Source organism: Pseudomonas sp. AM14(2022), assembly GCF_036346455.1.
Classification (GTDB): Bacteria; Pseudomonadota; Gammaproteobacteria; order Pseudomonadales; family Pseudomonadaceae; genus Aquipseudomonas; species Aquipseudomonas putida_A.
Genome location: NZ_JAOTNY010000002.1, coordinates 520,360 through 536,102, shown reverse-complemented (window position 1 = coordinate 536,102; position 15,743 = coordinate 520,360). Strand labels below are relative to the sequence as shown.

At 60.3% G+C, this 15,743-nt stretch carries 16 protein-coding genes; 7 read left to right on the top strand and 9 right to left on the bottom strand.

The genetic code is table 11. From position 1 onward, the window contains the following. Positions 1-14 precede the first annotated feature (14 nt). The 4 genes from V3W27_RS05935 to V3W27_RS05920 form a co-directional block, all read right to left on the bottom strand. Entirely contained in the window at positions 15-1,013 is a 999-nt protein-coding gene (locus V3W27_RS05935) for an NADP-dependent oxidoreductase (protein ID WP_330206168.1), read from the bottom strand. Between the two features lie 67 nt (positions 1,014-1,080). Further along, positions 1,081-1,950, bottom strand: coding sequence for an alpha/beta fold hydrolase (locus V3W27_RS05930; RefSeq protein ID WP_330206167.1), 870 nt, complete (start codon positions 1,948-1,950; stop codon positions 1,081-1,083). Positions 1,951-2,032: 82 nt separating this feature from the next. Continuing rightward, positions 2,033-2,821, bottom strand: a complete 789-nt coding sequence (locus V3W27_RS05925; RefSeq protein ID WP_330206166.1) for an SDR family NAD(P)-dependent oxidoreductase — start codon at positions 2,819-2,821, stop codon at positions 2,033-2,035. A 39-nt stretch (positions 2,822-2,860) separates the two neighbouring features. Beyond that, positions 2,861-3,961 (bottom strand): alkene reductase, encoded by a 1,101-nt coding sequence (locus tag V3W27_RS05920; RefSeq protein WP_330206165.1) that lies wholly within the window; start codon positions 3,959-3,961, stop codon positions 2,861-2,863. 105 nt (positions 3,962-4,066) lie between these two features. Here V3W27_RS05920 and V3W27_RS05915 point away from each other — a divergent pair, with 105 nt between their 5' ends. Further along, on the top strand, positions 4,067-4,693 hold the full coding sequence (locus V3W27_RS05915; RefSeq protein WP_097090353.1) for a TetR/AcrR family transcriptional regulator: 627 nt from the start codon (positions 4,067-4,069) through the stop codon (positions 4,691-4,693). A 101-nt stretch (positions 4,694-4,794) separates the two neighbouring features. Here the strand turns inward: V3W27_RS05915 and V3W27_RS05910 are convergent, their stop codons facing one another. The 3 genes from V3W27_RS05910 to V3W27_RS05900 all read right to left on the bottom strand — a co-directional run bounded on the left by V3W27_RS05910 (position 4,795) and on the right by V3W27_RS05900 (position 6,915). Further along, positions 4,795-5,151, bottom strand: coding sequence for a hypothetical protein (locus V3W27_RS05910; RefSeq protein WP_330206164.1), 357 nt, complete (start codon positions 5,149-5,151; stop codon positions 4,795-4,797). A gap of 230 nt (positions 5,152-5,381) precedes the next feature. Continuing rightward, entirely contained in the window at positions 5,382-6,221 is an 840-nt protein-coding gene (gene yghU / locus V3W27_RS05905; RefSeq protein WP_330206163.1) for a glutathione-dependent disulfide-bond oxidoreductase, read from the bottom strand. A 73-nt stretch (positions 6,222-6,294) separates the two neighbouring features. Further along, entirely contained in the window at positions 6,295-6,915 is a 621-nt protein-coding gene (locus V3W27_RS05900) for a LysE family translocator (RefSeq protein WP_330206162.1), read from the bottom strand. A 176-nt stretch (positions 6,916-7,091) separates the two neighbouring features. On the opposite strand from V3W27_RS05900, the gene V3W27_RS05895 reads away from it, so the two are divergent. Beyond that, the gene (locus tag V3W27_RS05895) at positions 7,092-7,985 is read left to right on the top strand and encodes a LysR substrate-binding domain-containing protein (protein ID WP_330206161.1); all 894 of its coding nucleotides are present in this window, start codon (positions 7,092-7,094) and stop codon (positions 7,983-7,985) included. A gap of 21 nt (positions 7,986-8,006) precedes the next feature. On the opposite strand, the gene V3W27_RS05890 is transcribed toward V3W27_RS05895, so the two are convergent. Beyond that, the gene (locus tag V3W27_RS05890; protein WP_330206160.1) at positions 8,007-8,936 is read right to left on the bottom strand and encodes a LysR family transcriptional regulator; all 930 of its coding nucleotides are present in this window, start codon (positions 8,934-8,936) and stop codon (positions 8,007-8,009) included. Between the two features lie 126 nt (positions 8,937-9,062). On the opposite strand from V3W27_RS05890, the gene V3W27_RS05885 reads away from it, so the two are divergent. From V3W27_RS05885 to V3W27_RS05875, 3 genes are all read left to right on the top strand, one after another. Continuing rightward, on the top strand, positions 9,063-9,338 hold the full coding sequence (locus V3W27_RS05885; protein ID WP_247268978.1) for a DUF2798 domain-containing protein: 276 nt from the start codon (positions 9,063-9,065) through the stop codon (positions 9,336-9,338). Positions 9,339-9,537: 199 nt separating this feature from the next. Next, entirely contained in the window at positions 9,538-11,325 is a 1,788-nt protein-coding gene (locus tag V3W27_RS05880) for a thiamine pyrophosphate-requiring protein (protein WP_330206159.1), read from the top strand. A gap of 336 nt (positions 11,326-11,661) precedes the next feature. Next, complete coding sequence (locus V3W27_RS05875) at positions 11,662-12,372, top strand: DUF72 domain-containing protein (protein WP_081730251.1); 711 nt, start codon at positions 11,662-11,664, stop codon at positions 12,370-12,372. A gap of 45 nt (positions 12,373-12,417) precedes the next feature. Here the strand turns inward: V3W27_RS05875 and V3W27_RS05870 are convergent, their stop codons facing one another. Continuing rightward, complete coding sequence (locus tag V3W27_RS05870) at positions 12,418-13,236, bottom strand: alpha/beta fold hydrolase (RefSeq protein WP_096797195.1); 819 nt, start codon at positions 13,234-13,236, stop codon at positions 12,418-12,420. Positions 13,237-13,424: 188 nt separating this feature from the next. Here V3W27_RS05870 and V3W27_RS05865 point away from each other — a divergent pair, with 188 nt between their 5' ends. Both V3W27_RS05865 and V3W27_RS05860 read left to right on the top strand, forming a co-directional pair. Continuing rightward, positions 13,425-13,874, top strand: coding sequence for a winged helix-turn-helix transcriptional regulator (locus V3W27_RS05865; protein ID WP_027613044.1), 450 nt, complete (start codon positions 13,425-13,427; stop codon positions 13,872-13,874). Between the two features lie 154 nt (positions 13,875-14,028). After that, positions 14,029-15,735 (top strand): ShlB/FhaC/HecB family hemolysin secretion/activation protein, encoded by a 1,707-nt coding sequence (locus V3W27_RS05860; protein ID WP_330206158.1) that lies wholly within the window; start codon positions 14,029-14,031, stop codon positions 15,733-15,735. The last annotated feature ends 8 nt before the right edge of the window (positions 15,736-15,743 follow it).

Genomic DNA, 15,743 nt, shown 5'->3' with positions numbered 1-15,743 from the left:
CGAGGGACACGTTGTCATTTGAGCGTAACGACGACCTTGCCCTTGGCGCGCCCCTGCTCGACGTACTTCAACGCCTCTGCCGTCGAGGCAAACGAGAAGCAGCGGTCAATCACCGGTCTGATGATTGCCTCCTCGACCAGCGTGGCAATTTTTTGCAGTTGCGCACCATTGGCCCGCATGAAGACGAACGTGTAGTTGACCGCCTGCTTGCGCGCCTTGCGCCGGATACCGAAGCTCAACAGGCGCATGACCTGTTGCAATGGCCAGGACAAGCCTTGTTCTTGGGCGAACTGTGCAGTGGGCGGGCCCGAGATGGAAATGAGCTGGCCGCCGGGCTTCAGGACCTTGAGTGATTTTTGCAAAACGTCCGGGCCAAGGCTGTTCAACACCACGTCGTAGTCGTGCAGGACGCTTTCGAAGTCTTGCTGTTTGTAGTCGATGACCAGATCGGCCCCCAGTGCTTTGACCCATTCGACGTTCGCGGTGCTGGTGGTCGTGGCGACGAAGGCGCCGAGGTGTCTGGCCAACTGGATGGCAATGCTGCCAACCCCACCGGATCCCGCGTGAATCAGTACTTTCTGACCCTTTTTCAGTTGTGCGGTTTCGATCAGTACTTGCCACGCCGTCAACGCGACCAAAGGCAGGGACGCGGCTTGTGCCATGCTGGTATTGGCAGGTTTTCGTGCGACCGCGTTTTCGTCCACGGCGATCCATTCGGCGAACGTTCCGATCCGCGTTTCCGGCGGGCGAGCGTAAACCTCGTCTCCCGGTTTGAACCGCGTCACCTGTGAGCCAACCTCAACCACGACACCCGCCAGATCATTGCCCAGTATCAGCGGTAATGCATAGGGCAGAATCAGCTTGAACTCGCCACTGCTGATCTTCGAATCCAGCACATTGACGCTGCTGGCGTGTACCTCGATCAAGACATCACGGGCACCCACCACAGGGGCAGACGCTTCGCCAATGCGCCCGGTGTTCTTTCCATAGCGATCAATCAGAAATGCTTTCATCGTAGTGCGGCTCTTGGCGGTTGTAAGGAGGGTAGCTGGCGCGTTGCGGTGTTGCTGCGCCGTGTCGTCAGGCGTCGAGGAATGCCTGCGCCTTGGCGACAAAATCAACGCAGTGCTGGAAAATCCCGCCGTGCCCGGCATCCTCATAAATCACCAGTTGTGCGTTGGGAATACGCTTGGCCAGCGCCATCGAGTTGACGCTGGGCACCATGATGTCGCTGTCGCCGTTAACGATAAGCGTGGGTATGCGCAAGCGTCCGAGGTCTTGCGGCGGCTGTTGGCCCCACGCGGTGATCGCTTTCAACTGGCGCAGAAAAGCGCTCGGTGTCGGGCCTTTGTCGCGATTGTTTTTGCGTGCTTTCAGGCGTTGCAGATACTGCGACGCAGATCGACGGCCATTGGCTGTCGAGGTGAAGAACAGGTAGACCTTGGGATCGCGCAAGGTCAGCAAGCCTTTGAGGATCAATGGCCAGGTGACCGCACCGACTCTGTCGATGCCGTCGCCACCGGCCGGACCGGTACCGGTCAGAATCAAGCGACGCACCCGATCAGGCGCCTTCAGGGCGATGTCCTGAGCAACGAAGCCGCCGAGCGAGAATCCCAGTACATCAACGGTTTCCAAGCCCAGCGCCCGGATCAACTGAATGGCATCGTCAGCCATTTCACCGACAGTCAGTAGCGCGGTTCCACCAGAGCCGCCAATACCGCGATAGTCAGTGGTAATGACCCGTCGGGTTCGTGCCAGGCCATCAATGATCGCGGGATCGAAGTTGTCCAGCACGGCGCCCCAATGGTTGAACAGCACCAGAGGCACGCCGATCGCGGGGCCGATGTCGCGGTAAGCGAAGCGAACGCCGTTGACCGTGATCGACTGGTTCGCCGCGTTGCTGAATGGCGTCGACGCGCCAGTGTGGTTATTTGCCAGGGTTTGATTCATTTCTGCTCCGGATCGCGGGCCGGATTCGATGCAGTGACTTGCGCCTGCATCGAATCCGCCGCGCGTGTTCGCTACCAGACAATCACTGTGGGTCCAGGTAGCGCTGGGCAACCGCAGACTGACGGATTTGCCCGATCAGGCCCTGACGTGCGCCTTGCAGATCATCCCAGCGTTGCGCTTCGTGCAGCGGCGGGATGGTCACCGGTTCGCGGCGATCGAAACCGACCAGAGCGGCATCCACCAGATCGCCGACTTCCATGATGTCACTCAAGGTGTTGATGTCGATGCCGGAGCGATCCCAGATCTCCGTACGGGTGGCGGCGGGGAGTACGGCTTGCACGTAGACGCCCTGAGGTGACAGTTCCAGGCTCAGTCCCTGGGACAGGAACAGGACGAAGGCCTTGGTCGCACCGTAGACGGTCATGCCGAACTCCGGCGCCAGGCCCACCACCGAACCGACGTTGATGATCGCGCCGTCACCAGTCTTGACCAGACGTGGAGCGATGGCGCTGGCCAGGCGCACCAGCGCGGTAGTGTTGAGGGCAACGAGTTGCGCAACGCTGTCGGTGCTTTGGTCGATGAAGTTACCGGAGAGGGCGGCGCCGGCGTTATTGACGAGGATGCCGATACGGGCGTCGTCGCGCAGGCGGTTTTCAACGGTGCTCAGATCAGCGAGTTGGGTCAGGTCCGCCGGGATCACATCGACGGTGACGTCGTGTTCGCTGCGCAAGCGGGCTGCAAGTGTGTCCAGGCGTGCCTGGTCGCGGGCAACCAGAACCAGATCATGGCCGCGTTGCGCGAAGCGCTCGGCGTAGACCGCGCCAATGCCGGTGGAGGCGCCAGTGATCAGAACAGTAGGGCGGGTGCTCATGGGGGATCTCTCTTTCAGGGTGTGAGAAACGGAACGCGCTCAGCTGGCGCTGACGCTCGATTCAGCCAGCGTCGGGTAGTCGATGTAGCCTGCCGCACCGCCGCCATAGAGGGTGGCGGGATCGAACGCGGACAACGCCGCGCCCTGTTTGAGGCGCTCCACCAGATCCGGATTGCCAATGAACGGGCGACCGAAGGCGATCAGGTCGGCCTGGTCTTCGGCGAGCTTCGAGGTCGCCAGGTCCAGGTCATAGCCGTTATTGGCGATGTAGGTGTTTTTGAAACGCTGGCGCAGCGCGCCGAAATCGAAGGGCGCCACGTCGCGCGGGCCACCGGTCGCGCCTTCGACCACGTGCAGATAAACCACGCCGAGGGCATCGAGTTGCTCGGCGACGTAATCGAATTGCGCCTGCGGATCGCTGCTGGAGACGCCGTTGGCCGGCGACACCGGAGACAGGCGCACACCGGTGCGATTGGCGCCGATTTCATCAACGACGGCCGCGGTCACTTCAAGCAACAGACGCGCCCGGTTTTCAATCGAGCCGCCATACGCATCGGTTCGCAGATTGGCGCTGTCCCTGAGGAATTGATCGAGCAAATAGCCGTTCGCGCCGTGAATTTCCACACCATCAAACCCGGCGGCAATCGCGTTTGCCGCAGCCTGGCGAAAATCCGAGACGATCCCTGGCAGTTCAATGGTCTCCAGCGCGCGCGGCGCCGAGACATCTTCAAAGCGATTGTTGACGAAGACTTTGGTGGCGGCGCGCAGCGCAGAAGGGGCCACGGGGGCGGCGCCGTTTTCCTGCAGATCAACGTGCGATACGCGGCCGACATGCCACAGCTGCAGAAAAATTTTTCCGCCCTTGGCATGGACTGCATCGGTCACCTGGCGCCAGCCGTCAATCTGCGCCGGCGTGTAGATTCCCGGGGTGTCCTGATAGCCCTGACCTTGTCGGGAAATCTGCGTGGCTTCACTGATCAGCAAGCCTGCGCTGGCGCGTTGGCTGTAATAGGTGGCCGCGAACTCGCTGGGTACAAAGCCTGCGCCTGCACGGTTGCGAGTCAGCGGTGCGAGAACCACGCGGTTTGACAGCGTCAGGTCGCCAAGTGTGTAAGGGGTGAACAGAGTCAGGTTACTCATCTGGTATTTCTTCCGTGCCCGTTGGTGGAGATCGGTGTGCGTGCAATTAGGATGATGATCGAAATCTAAACTGTCAACGGTTTTGATTATGACCAGCATCTATGTATGATTGGCGCAAGCATTCCCAATGAACACGAGGTACTGCACGTGCGAGTGACCAAGGCCCAGGCGCAGGCCAATCGAGAACACATCGTCGAGACCGCTTCCGAGCTGTTCCGTGAGCGTGGCTTTGACGGCGTCGGTGTGGCGGATCTCATGGCGGCTGCCGGTTTCACCCACGGTGGTTTTTACAAGCATTTCGGCTCCAAGGCCGACCTGATGGCTGAAGCCGCGTCCTGCAGTCTTGCCAAGTCGCTGGCAGGTGCCGAAGCACTCGACGTGCCAGGCTTCATCGATGTCTATGTGACGAGAGAACATCGCGACGGACGTGGCAGCGGTTGCACCATGGCCGCGCTGTGTGGCGACGCGGCGCGTCAATCGGATGAGGTGAAAACGACGTTTGCCGAAGGGATCGAGCGCACCCTGCAGACCCTCGGAGACAAATATCCGACCGGGCCGGATGCCGTGGCGGGCGAGGGGAGAAAGAAAATGATCGACCTGTTGTCGCGGGCTGTCGGCGCGATTGTGCTGTCGCGTGCCTGTCCGGATGATTCCGCGCTGGCTGACGAGATTCTTGAGGTGTGCCGCGCGGAGATGCTGGCTTCGTTGCCGGTTGACGAAGAGGTGGTCTGAGGCGGCGCTGGATCGCCGTCTCGCTCAACAGCGGGTTGCGCTTCGTACCAGCGCCTATGAGCAGATGGACCTGAAGCGCAGTCTCAGCGGCAACGCAAAGGTCAGGAGTACCGTTTCAGACGCTCACGCCAGTTGCCACCGTGCGTGCGTTGGCATTCCTCCTCGGAGTCGAAATGCACGTTGCGCTCTGATGGGAGCAGGTCGATATCGGCCTCCTTCAGCGCAATGGCCGTCAGCTCAAGCAGGCGTGCCCTGGCATCAGTCAGTGCGAGGTTTTTGTCGGCTTCGGTGTCGAACACCCAAATGACATTCAGGGTCGCCGCCAACGCGTTCAGGTCAGCGGTGTGGGTCAGCCAGGTGAAGCCTTTGATTTCGCTTTTTGCGGTTTCACATGCGTCGGTGAGCGTGGCAATCAAGCGCCGCTCGATCCGTGCCAGTTCACGTTTTCCAGGGTGCATTGCAGATCCTTTGACGACAGTGGTGGTGTGGTCTCAATGTAATTGCTGAGGTTCACAAATTCTCATGTCCAACCCGAATTCCCTGTGGGAGCGGGCTTGCTCGCGAAAGCGGTAGGACTGTGATGTCAGTGTTGACTGACCTGGCGCCTTCGCGAGCAAGCTCGCTCCCACAAAGGTTGCTGTGAACCGAGATGCCCCTGTCCAGCACAAATCTTTGTGGGAATGTGGCGTCAGTCCAGATCGCTGGCCTGATGTCGCTCCGCAACCTGGCTCGCCTCGTCACCCCAGGTGCGATTGACCCGCTGGCCACGCTTGACTGCCGGGCGCTCGGCGATTTCTTCTGCCCAGCGCTGCACGTGGGTGTATTCGTGGGCCGCTAGAAATTCGGCCGCCGAATACACGTTATTGCGCACCAGTTGCCCGTACCACGGCCAGACCGCGATGTCCGCAATGGTGTAGCTGTCGCCCGCCAGATAGCGGCTCTCGCCAAGGCGCCGGTCGAGCACATCGAGCTGACGCTTGGCTTCCATGGTGAAGCGGTTGATCGGGTATTCGAGCTTCTCCGGCGCATACGCGTAGAAGTGCCCGAAGCCACCACCCAGATAAGGTGCCGCGCCCATCTGCCAGAACAGCCAGTTCAGGGTTTCCGTGCGGCCGGCGGGATCTTTCGGCAGGAAGGCGCCGAATTTCTCTGCCAGATACAGCAGGATCGAACCGGATTCGAATACCCGAATCGGCGGCTGTGCGCTGCGGTCGAGCAGTGCCGGAATCTTCGAGTTCGGATTGATCTCGACAAAACCGCTGGAGAACTGATCGCCCTCGTTGATGCGGATCAGCCACGCGTCGTACTCGGCCTCGGTGTGCCCCAGTGCGAGCAATTCTTCCAGCAGGATAGTCACCTTGACGCCGTTGGGCGTCGCCAGTGAATACAACTGCAGCGGGTGTTTGCCCACTGGCAGGGTCTTTTCATGCGTCGGCCCGGCAATCGGGCGGTTGATGCTGGCGAACTGGCCGCCGGACGGGGCTTCGTGTTTCCAGACTTTGGGCGGTACGTAGGGCGCTTTACTCATGAAATGGGCCTCATGGTGAACTTGCCGAGGATGACCTGACGGGTATCAGACCAGACAGCATAAACGCTCTAGCTCAAGACTGCGCAACCCCCGGAATGATCAAACATGCCGCCAGCCCCATCAACGCGATCCCGATGGCCTTGTCGAGGAGCCGCTGTTTTTCCAGCAGGCGCCAGCGTAACCGTTCGGTGGAGAAAAACAGCGCGACCAGGCTGAACCACAGCCAATGAATGACCGACATGAACAGGCCATAGGCGAAGTTCAACGTCAGCGAACTGCCTGGCTCCACCACCTGACTGTACGCCGCTACCACGAACAACATGGTTTTCGGATTCAGTGCATTGGTCAGAAAACCTGAGCAGAACACCTTCCAGGCACGGGGTGCCGAAGCGCTCGCCTCGGCAAATGTCAGTACAGATTTATTGGTAAAGGATTTGATGCCCAGGTAGACCAGATACCCGGCACCCAGCAGCTTCATCATCCAGAACAACATGGGTGACTGAGTGATGATCAGCGCCACCCCGAACACCGTGTAGAACACGTGAACCTGCACGCCACAGGCGATGCCCAGCGCAGCCAGCAAACCACTGCGCCGCCCGTAGGCATAACTGTTGCGAGTGACCATGGCAAAGTCCGGGCCGGGGCTGATCACCGCCAGAACAGTGATGGCGATTACCAGAAACAATTCATTCATCCATACGCTCCATCGCGTTATTTGCGCTACTTGAATTCACAGATACAGCGCCTGCAGCATCGCCGCCAACAGCGTGGATGGAATTAACAGGCCCTGAGTGGCGAAATGATGGAGAAGTGTCTTTGGCAAAAAAAACGATTTATAGTCGCGAAAATCTGTGAGAAATCATCGTCTATATGAACCTGCCTCCGCTGGCTGCCTTTCGCTTCTTCAACACCGCCGCCCAGACCCAGAGTTTCGTCAAGGCCGCTGAGTTGCTGCACGTCACCCACGGCGCGGTCAGCCGTCAGGTGCGCTTGCTGGAGGAGGCGATCGGGGTCGAATTGTTCGAGCGGCGTAACCGCGCGATTTTTCTCAATCACGCGGGACGCTTGCTGTTCAACGTCACCGCGCCGATGTTCGAGCAATTGCAGAACACGGTTTATCGCCTGCAGCGTGAAGTCCACGACGATGTGCTGGTGGTGTCCTGCGAGCCGACCATCGCCATGAAGTGGCTGATCCCGCGTTTGCCCGACTTCCACAGCGCCCATCCGCAGTTGCAGGTGCAGTTACTGACGGCCGGCGGGCCGATCGACTTCGCTCGTTCAGGCGTGGATCTGGCGATCCGCCGCGATGATTTCCATTGGTACGAGACCGTGCACGCCGTGACCATTTGCGAAGAGTGGATCGGCCCGGTCTGCGTGCCGTCCAGTCGTCCTGACGGCGATCACTTACGCGGCGCCTGCCTGCTGCACAGCAAGACCCGCCCGCAGGCGTGGGACAACTGGATGCGACAGACCCGGATCAGCGCGGCAGGGGGCAGTCGGGTCGATTACGAGCATTTCTACCTGTGCATTCATGCCGCATTGGCCGGGTTGGGCGTCGGAATGGCGTCGTTTCTGATGGTGCAGGACGAACTCAAATCCGGCCAGTTGATCGCGCCGTTCGGCTTTGTGCGAGACGGTTCGAGTTATTGCCTGCTGTCACCGCGACCCTTCGAACAGAGCGCCAATGCCATGCTTTTTCGCGAGTGGATTACCCAGCAGATGAGTGCGTGCAGCCAATGGCTCGGGGGTGATCTGCAGCCTTGAAAGTGCAAGAGCTGCTGTGGATCAACCAGCTTGCACGGGCCAGCGCCTATTCAAGTGCTCCGTCAAATAATCCATGAAGGCTCTGACCTTCGGCGTCATCGCTGCACGTTCCTGCACGCATGCATAGATGTCCATCGGTTCGACATGCCCGTGGGTTTCACCCGGAAGATCTTCGAACAGTTGCACCAGTTGACCGCTCTCGAGATAGGGCGCAGCGACGAATTCGGCCAGGCGCGTGACACCTGCGCCGTTGACTGCCATTTGCGCCAGGGCATCGATGTCGTCGCTGATGGCGGTGGCGTTGATCGGGGCGTCGTAGCGTTGGCCGTCGCGGATGAGGCCCCAGCGCAGAAAGCGTCCATCCAGTGGATAGCGAAACGCGAGGCAGGCGTGGTGTTGCAGCTCTTGCGGTGATTGCGGCACGCCGGCGCGCGCAAGGTAGGCGGGGGCGGCGCAGAAGATGAAGGGCAGGGAAACGATCCGGCGCGCCACGATACCGTCTTCCAGTTGTGGTTTGATCCGCAGGCTCAGATCAATGCCGTTCTGGATGTGATTGATTTTGCCGTTGGTGGTCGACAGCTCGACCAGCAGGCGCGGATGCAGTGCGGCAAAACTGGCGAGTAACGGCGCCAATACGTGGCGGCCGAATGCGCTGGTGGAGGCGATGCTCAAGCGGCCCTGCAATTCGCTTTCAGCGTTGATGATTGCGCTTTGTGCCGACTCCAGATCAGCCGCAATACGCCGCACCTTTTCGTAATACAGCGCGCCGTTTTCAGTCAGCGCCATGCTGCGTGTGGTGCGCTGCAGCAGACGTACGCCGAGATGCGTTTCCAGGCGACTGAGGGTCTGGCTGACCGCTGCCGCACTGACGCCCAGGGTCTTGGCGGCGCCGACGATGGAGCCGGCTTCGACCACTTTGATAAAACTGGCAATCGCCGCCAACAGATTCATCCGTGTCCCGCCGCGTTGGTTTGATTCGTAAGTTGTGCTTTATAAAGTACCTGTGGCAAGCCGTCTAGTTGAGGGCAGGGGGCTTTGCTAAGGTGCCGGCTCCCTGTCAATGGATGGAAAAGCCATATGAATCAAAGAACCACTACCGATGCCTTGTATCCTACACGGCGCAAGCTGTCGCCGCGTGCAACGCCGTACGTGTTTGCGTTGTACATGGCGACGATCATGGCGTTCCTGATGTCGCTGGTGATCACCGCCGCCAACTCCGGGATTGATAACGACTACCTGAGTAATGCGCTGCACGCCTACAAGCTGGCGATGCCGGTGGCTTTCCTTTGCATCCTCGTGGTGCGGCCGATCGTGATCAAACTGGTGGCGATGACGGTGCATCCGCATCGTTGATGAGCCCCGATCTTTTGATCTTCAAAAACAACAGCAAAAGATCGCAGCCTTCGGCAGCTCCTACAGGGAGCGGCTCGGCAACGCCGTCGGGTAAAAACAATCGAAACTTCGCGCGCTCCCAAGCTGTCCAGACCCATGTACCGCCCGGCGGATATCTCGCCGGGCAGGCTTCATGCACAGGTGACAGGCGAGGAACGAGATGACGACGACAGTGGGAGATTTTCTGGTTGAGCGGCTCAGCCAATGGGGCGTCACGCGGATTTTTGGTTATCTGGGAGACGGCATCAATGGTGTGTTCGGCGCGCTCGCCCGAGCCAATGGCAAGATCGAATTCGTTCAGGCCCGGCACGAAGAAATGGCCGCTTTCATGGCCTCGGCCCACGCCAAGTTCACGGGCGAGTTGGGCGTGTGCATCGCCACTTCGGGACCGGGTGCTTCGCACCTGATCACCGGGTTATACGACGCACGCATGGATCATCAACCGGTGCTGGCGATTGTCGGCCAGCAGGCGCGGACGGCGCTCGGCAGTCACTATCAGCAGGAGCTGGATCTGGTCTCGATGTTCAAGGACGTGGCCGGGGCTTTTGTGCAGCAGGCCTCAGCGCCGTCACAAGTGCGCCATCTGCTCGATCGCGCCGTGCGCACGGCGGTTGGCGAGCGGCGGGTGACGGCGATCATCCTGCCCAATGATTTGCAGGATCTCGAGTACGAGCCACCGGCGCGGGCACATGGCACCGCGCACTCTGGCGTCGGTTACACCAAGCCGAAAGTGCTACCCTATGAGGCGGATCTGCAGCGCGCCGCTGATGTGCTGAACAGCGGTGAAAAAGTCGCGGTTCTGGTGGGCGCCGGCGCACTGCAGGCAACGGATGAAGTGATCGCCATTGCGGAAAAACTCGGTGCTGGCGTCGCCAAGGCGTTACTCGGCAAGGCTGCGCTGCCGGACGATTTGCCGTGGGTCACCGGTAGCATCGGCCTGCTGGGCACCGAACCGAGCTACAAGATGATGCACGAGTGCGACACCTTGCTGATGATCGGCTCGGGTTTCCCCTATGCCGAGTTCCTGCCCAAGGAAGGTCAGGCGCGTGGCGTGCAGATCGATCTGCAACCCGACATGCTCAGCCTGCGTTATCCGATGGATGTCAATCTGGTCGGCGACTCCGCCGAAACCCTTGCTGCACTGCTGCCGTTGCTCGAACAGAAAACTTCGCACAAATGGCGCAAGAAAATTGAAGGCTGGCGCAGCACCTGGGAAAAGACCCTGGAAAAACGCGCGATGTCCAAAGCCGATCCGATCAATCCGCAGCGGGTGGTGTATGAACTGTCACCGCGCCTGCCGGATCAGGCGATCATCACCAGCGACTCGGGTTCCTGTGCCAACTGGTACGCCCGTGACCTGAAAATTCGCCGCGGCATGCAATGTTCGTTGTCCGGTGGCCTGGCCTCGATGGGCGCTGCCGTGCCGTACGCGATCGCCGCCAAGTTCGCCCATCCCGAACGCGCGGTGATTGCGTTGGTGGGTGACGGCGCGATGCAGATGAACAACATGGCCGAGCTGATCACCGTCGCCAAATACTGGCGCCAGTGGAGCAGCCCGAGGTGGATCTGTGCGGTGTTCAACAACGAGGATCTGAATCAGGTCACCTGGGAGCAGCGGGTGATGGAGGGCGATCCAAAGTTTGAAGTGTCGCAAAGCATTCCCGACGTGCCGTATCACCTGTTCGCCATTTCCATCGGCCTGAAAGGGATTTTCGTCGACCGCGAAGAAGACGTCGCCGCCGCCTGGGAGCAGGCACTGGCCTCGGACGTACCGGTGCTGATCGAATTCAAGACCGACCCCAACGTGCCGCCATTGCCGCCGCACATCAAGCTCGAACAGGCGAAGAAATTTGCCACCACTTTGCTCAAGGGCGACCCCGACGAAGCGGGCGTGATCGTGCAAGCCGCCAAGCAGGTGCTGGCCAGCGTCCTGCCCGGCAAAAAGTAACCCCCATGTGCTCATATCTGTTGGGCGCCGTCGACATCTGTGGGAGCGGGCTTGCTCGCGAAAGCGGTGTGTCAGGCACAGCGATTGTGGATGTGTCGACGCCTTCGCTGGCAGGCCAGCTCCCACAGATCCTTTGTCGTGCTCCAGGTCTGTGGGCATCGCCGAAACTGTGGGAGCGGGCTTGCTCGCGAAAGCGCTGCGTCAGGCGCAGTGGATTGTGGATGTGACGACGCCTTCGCTGGCAAGCCAGCTCCCACAGGTATTTCGCCATCCCTGAAATCTGTGAACGAAGACTGTGGAGATTTTCATGCGTGAAGCGGCGAGGGTGCTTTTTTGATGTTCATCGGTTGCGCAGGCTGGAGTCTGGGGCGTGAGTATTGGCCGCAGTTTCCGGCCGAGGGCACGCATCTTCAACGTTATGCCGCGCAGTTCAACTGTGTGGAAATCAACAGCTCGTTCTATCGCCCGCATCGGCGTCAGACTTATGCGCGCTGGGCGGATTCGGTGCCGCCGGGCTTTCGCTTTTCAGTGAAGGTGCCGAAGCAGATTACTCATGAGTTGCGTCTGCAAAACTGTGAGCAAGCGCTGGATGAGTTTCTCGGGCAGTGCGAAGGCCTGGCCGATCGGCTGGGGTGTTTGCTGGTGCAACTGCCGCCGTCGCTGGCCTTTGAGCCGGCACGCACAGAGGCGTTTTTCGTGGCGTTGCGCCAACGCTTCGCCGGTGCCGTGGTGCTTGAGCCACGGCATGAGTCGTGGGTGGCGGCGCCGATGCTGCAGGCGTATCGGATTTCCCAGGTCGTGGTCGATCCGTCGCGGATCAGCACCGATGGTTCGGCGCAGGGCTGGGCGGATGTGCGTTATTGGCGGCTGCACGGTTCGCCACGCATTTACCACAGCGCCTACGATGAGCGCTATCTGCAAGCGCTGGCAGAGCAAATGAAAGTCGCGGCAGCAGAGGGTGCCGCGGCCTGGTGCATCTTCGACAACACTGCCAGTGGTGCCGCGCTGGGTAACGCGTTGGCACTGGCAGCGTTGATGGCAGATTGAAGCAGGCGGACAACTACTCTTAGAAGGTTGTCGCGCCGACGAACATCAGCGGTTCAGGAAACCCAGCAGGTCTTCGTTGAGCGCCTCGGCGTGTGTCACGGCAAAACCGTGGGGTGCCCCGGCGTAGACTTTCAGCTCAGCGCCCTTGATCAGCGCGGCGGCTTGCTTGCCGGTGGTTTCGAACGGCACGATCTGATCGCCGTCGCCGTGGATCACCAGGGTCGGCACGTCGATCTTCGCCATGTCCGGACGGAAGTCGGTTTCGGAGAACGCGGTAACGCAATCCACGGTGCCTTTCAGCGAGGCGAGCAGGGCGACGTTCAGGGTTTGCGTGAGCACGCCGTCGGAGACTTTCTGGCCCTGATTGGTGCCGTAGAACGGCGCGGCGAAATCAGCGATGAATTGCGCGCGATCCTTGAGCAGACCGGCCTTGATCCCGTCGAACACCGAGGTGTCGACGCCCTGCGGGTAGTCGGCTTTCTTGCCGAACAGTGGCGTCACTGCGCCGAGCAGTACCAGCCCGGCAACGCGCTCGCTGCCGTGGCGGGCGATGTAGCGACTGACGTCGCCGCCACCCATGGAGAAACCGACCAGCGTGACGTCGCGCAGGTCGAGGTGGTTGATCAGTTGCGCGATGTCATCGGCGAAGGTGTCGTAGTCGTAGCCGGTCCATGGTTGATCGGAGCGCCCGAAACCACGGCGATCGAAGGCAATCGTGCGATAGCCGCGACTGCTCAGGTATTCCATCTGGTATTCCCACATGTCGGCATCCAGCGGCCAGCCATGGCTGAACAGCACAGGTTTGCCGCTGCCCCAATCCTTGAAATAGATCTGTGTGCCGTCATCGGTAGTGAATGTGCTCATGGAAACTCCTTGCTGTGGGCGATCGTTCAGGAAGGCCGGATGCCGCAATGGCCGCCCATCACTATCGGCGCAAACCGCTGAAGTCACTTGTACGCAAGTGCTCAATTGCCAAGGCGGGGGTGTGGTTCTTTTCCAGCGTCACAGTTGTAAGATGCAACCACGCCCCGGTCTTGATGGAGAAACACCCTGTGAAGCGCAAAAGCCTGCACGGCAACGCCTGCCCGGTCGCCCGTACGCTGGATTTGATCGGTGACTGGTGGTCGCTGCTGATCATTCGCGATGCGCTGGAGGGCATCCGCCGCTTCAGCGATTTTCAGAAGAATCTGGACATCGCCAAGAACATGCTCAGCGCCCGGCTCAAGGCCTTGGTCGAGCAGGGGATCTTGCAAACGGTGCCGGCCGCCGATGGCGGTGCCTATAAGGAATACGTGCTGACCGAACGCGGCAAGGCCTTGCAGACGGTGATCGTTGCGCTCTCGCAGTGGGGCGGGGAGCACCTGTATGCGCCGGGTGAGCCGGGTTCGGTGATGGTTGATGCGCAGCAGCGGCAGCCGATCAGGAAACTGGAATTGCGTTCAGCGGATGGCCGCTTACTGGCACCTCAGGACGTGGCGACGAAGTTGGGCGTTGCGCACTGAACCAAGGATTCCCCTCGGAAAACCGCAGCCGCGTCGATTGTTCAATCCCTGTTACAAACCCGACAAAAGGATGAAACGATTGTTTGACGTCAAAATGATGGCCATCTAATATCGCGCCACTATTTTGATGTCATTCCGTATCGAGGGATCGAACATGTACCCACCCGCCCTCGCGGCGAGGTTGTGCGCAGCTTTGCTGTGCCTGTCTCCACTCCAGATTGCCTTCGCTGCACCCACTCCCGGTGAAACCGACCTGATCCGCGATCGCCAGAATCGCTTGCTCGAAGAGCAGCAGCGGCGTCTTGAAGACCTGAAAAATCTGCCCGGCAAAGAGGCAGGTCCGGCGCAACCAGCGGCGCCCACCGACACCCGTTGTTTCCCGATCAAGGACATCGAACTCAAGGGCGCCGACAGTCTGTCCGACAGCGACAAAACCCGCCTGCTCAAGCCCTACATCGACCAGTGCCTCGGTGTACCGCAACTCAACGAGCTGCTGAAAGTCATCACCGACCATTACATCGAGAAAGGCCTGGTCACCAGCCGCGCCTACCTGCCGCAGCAGGATCTGTCTGGCGGGCATCTGAAAGTGCTGGTGGTCGAAGGCAAGCTCGAAGGCATGAAAGGCGCCGAGAACAGCAAGCTTTCGGAGCGTGAGCTGGCGATGGCCTTTCCCGGCAAGTCCGGCGATCTGGTCAACCTGCGCGAGATCGAGCAAATGGTCGATCAGCTCAATCGCCTGCCGTCCAATCAGGCCAAGATGGAGCTGGCGCCGGGCAAGAACGTCGGCGGCAGTGAGGTGCTGGTCACCAATAACCCGCAGAAGCCATGGCGTGCCGGACTGTCGCGCAGCAACGACGGCCAGCGCAGCACCGGCGAACAGCAGTGGGGCACCACCTTCGATTGGGACAGTCCGCTGGGCCTAGCCGATCAATTGAGCCTGCGCGGCGGTCACGACGCAATGACCGATCACCAGCACACCTCCAGCAACGCCATGCTCAATTACAACCTGCCGTGGGGCTGGTGGAACTTCAGCTACACCTACAGCCAGAGCGACTACCGCTCGCAGATCGCCGCCAACGGCTACAACTTCAAGCAGACCGGCGACAGCGAAAACCATCAGCTGCGTGCCGAGCGGGTGATCCATCGCGACTCGGTGAGCAAGACCTCGCTCAGCGCCGGCCTGTCCTACCTGCGCACCAACAACTACATCGAAGACAGCAAGCTCAAGCTGAGCAGCAACCGCATCGGCGAAGCACAGTTCGGTTTCAACCACGGTCGCCGCATCGGCAGCGCCTTCGTCAACTTCGACGCCGGCATGCAGGAAGGCATCGGCGCGTTCGATGCGCAGGGCAGCCACGATCCAGGCCCGGGCGAACCGGACGCACGCTACCGTAAATACACCGCGACCCTGAGCTACCTGCAACCGTTCAAAGTGTGGGGCGAATCCTTCAGCTTCAGCAGCCTGATGACCGGCCAGCGCAGCGAGGACGTGCTGTTCAGTTCACAACGCACCAGCCTCGGCGGGCTGTCGTCGATCCGTGGCTACAAGGATCAGTCGTTGTCCGGCGACAGCGGCGGCTACTGGCGCAACGATCTGCGCTGGAGCCGACCGGTCACAGCCGAATGGCTGCGCCCGGTGTTCGCTGAATACGGCACCAGCCTCGGTTACGACCAGGGCGTGATTCGTGGCGATCGTTACAACGGCGATCAGCACGGACGCATGTCGAGCAACTCGCTGGAACTGTTCGCCCGTGGCGAGCATGTGGCCGCGAGCGTGACTTTTGCGCATTCCCTCGAACGCCCGGACGTGCTGACCGAGCGCGAAGCGCCGATCTATTTCCGCCTCGACTTTTTCATCTAATTCAAATT

Coding starts and splice junctions, on each gene's coding strand:
- V3W27_RS05935 (WP_330206168.1), bottom strand. CDS start 1,013: ATGAAAGCATTTCTGATTGATCGCTATGGAAAGAACACCGGGCGCATT.
- V3W27_RS05930 (WP_330206167.1), bottom strand. CDS start 1,950: ATGAATCAAACCCTGGCAAATAACCACACTGGCGCGTCGACGCCATTC.
- V3W27_RS05925 (WP_330206166.1), bottom strand. CDS start 2,821: ATGAGCACCCGCCCTACTGTTCTGATCACTGGCGCCTCCACCGGCATT.
- V3W27_RS05920 (WP_330206165.1), bottom strand. CDS start 3,961: ATGAGTAACCTGACTCTGTTCACCCCTTACACACTTGGCGACCTGACG.
- V3W27_RS05915 (WP_097090353.1), top strand. CDS start 4,067: ATGATTGGCGCAAGCATTCCCAATGAACACGAGGTACTGCACGTGCGA.
- V3W27_RS05910 (WP_330206164.1), bottom strand. CDS start 5,151: ATGCACCCTGGAAAACGTGAACTGGCACGGATCGAGCGGCGCTTGATT.
- yghU (WP_330206163.1), bottom strand. CDS start 6,221: ATGAGTAAAGCGCCCTACGTACCGCCCAAAGTCTGGAAACACGAAGCC.
- V3W27_RS05900 (WP_330206162.1), bottom strand. CDS start 6,915: ATGAATGAATTGTTTCTGGTAATCGCCATCACTGTTCTGGCGGTGATC.
- V3W27_RS05895 (WP_330206161.1), top strand. CDS start 7,092: ATGAACCTGCCTCCGCTGGCTGCCTTTCGCTTCTTCAACACCGCCGCC.
- V3W27_RS05890 (WP_330206160.1), bottom strand. CDS start 8,936: ATGAATCTGTTGGCGGCGATTGCCAGTTTTATCAAAGTGGTCGAAGCC.
- V3W27_RS05885 (WP_247268978.1), top strand. CDS start 9,063: ATGAATCAAAGAACCACTACCGATGCCTTGTATCCTACACGGCGCAAG.
- V3W27_RS05880 (WP_330206159.1), top strand. CDS start 9,538: ATGACGACGACAGTGGGAGATTTTCTGGTTGAGCGGCTCAGCCAATGG.
- V3W27_RS05875 (WP_081730251.1), top strand. CDS start 11,662: ATGTTCATCGGTTGCGCAGGCTGGAGTCTGGGGCGTGAGTATTGGCCG.
- V3W27_RS05870 (WP_096797195.1), bottom strand. CDS start 13,236: ATGAGCACATTCACTACCGATGACGGCACACAGATCTATTTCAAGGAT.
- V3W27_RS05860 (WP_330206158.1), top strand. CDS start 14,029: ATGTACCCACCCGCCCTCGCGGCGAGGTTGTGCGCAGCTTTGCTGTGC.